2 protein-coding genes and 1 pseudogene are annotated in these 1,246 nt (G+C 32.3%); all 3 read left to right on the top strand.

The window, feature by feature from the left end:
• Positions 1-402 (top strand): LPXTG cell wall anchor domain-containing protein (locus tag IDG60_RS14815; protein WP_017431925.1); only part of this gene is annotated, 402 nt, incomplete at its 5' end.
• Positions 403-997: 595 nt separating this feature from the next.
• Positions 998-1,099: pseudogene (locus IDG60_RS27560) on the top strand (hypothetical protein).
• On the top strand, positions 1,083-1,246 hold a 164-nt coding region (locus IDG60_RS14810; protein WP_206160850.1), incomplete at its 3' end, for a YSIRK-type signal peptide-containing protein. The pseudogene IDG60_RS27560 and the gene IDG60_RS14810, both read left to right, overlap by 17 nt.

Here is a 1,246-nt window from a genome sequence, read left to right as displayed (position 1 = left end):
GTACCAAGTGAGCCGGAAACACCAACACCACCGACTCCGGAAGTACCAAGTGAGCCGGAAACACCAACACCACCGACACCAGAAGTGCCGAGTGAGCCAGAAACACCAACACCGCCAACACCAGAGGTACCAGCTGAACCTGGTAAACCAGTACCACCCGCAAAAGAAGAACCTAAAAAGCCTTCTAAACCAGTGGAACAAGGTAAAGTAGTAACACCTGTTATTGAAATCAATGAAAAGGTTAAAGCAGTGGCACCAACTAAAAAAGCACAATCTAAGAAATCTGAACTACCTGAAACAGGTGGAGAAGAATCAACAAACAAAGGTATGTTGTTCGGCGGATTATTCAGCATTCTAGGTTTAGCATTATTACGCAGAAATAAAAAGAATAACAAAGCATAATTAAACAAAAATTGACGGGTTTATTTCATAAATTATATGAAGTAAACCTGTTTTTTTAGATTAAATCAAATTTCTAATAGAAAATTAGAGTGTTTTCTGATTGCTGAAGCGCTTTATGTCTGATGATTGATTACAAAATGAGAGATAAAGTTAGAATTTAAAACTAGTTTGTTAGTACAAATTAGATTGAATCAATAAGACAAATTTGATAAATGCAATTATTAACTAGATGCAAATTTAGTTAAACTTAAAATGTCGTCTTGAAATACGGCTGTTTCTGTATAAATAATCATTAAAATAAAACAAAAACCGAACGATATAAAATTATAATGACGTTATTAATACAATGAAAGGCATTTCAGTGACTTGTTAATGATGCATTGTACAGGCGATTATTATGTATGCTTTAGTATATTGCTTTAAATTAGATGAATTTGAATTTAATTTAAAAAATAAGTATAAAAAATACAAGCCTGTTATATCAAGGGATTCAAGAGTTTTGCATGCAATATATATGTGAGTTATAAATAATAAAAAACTCATTATACATAAAGTTAACAACAATCTTAACTTTTTATTAACTCGCTTTTTTTCATTGCTTTTAAAAACCGAACAATATAGAATTGCATTTATTGAGTTTTAAAAATAAATGAATTTTGCATTTAAGGGAGAATATTATAGTGAAAAGCAATCTTAGATACGGCATAAGAAAACACAAATTGGGAGCGGCCTCAGTATTCTTAGGAACAATGATCGTTGTTGGAATGGGACAAGAAAAAGAAGCTGCAGCATCGGAACAAAACAATACTACAGTAGAGGAAAGTGGGAGTTCAGCTACTGAAAG

The organism is Staphylococcus sp. EG-SA-2 (assembly GCF_017152085.1).
This window is presented reverse-complemented; position numbering and strand designations above follow the sequence as displayed.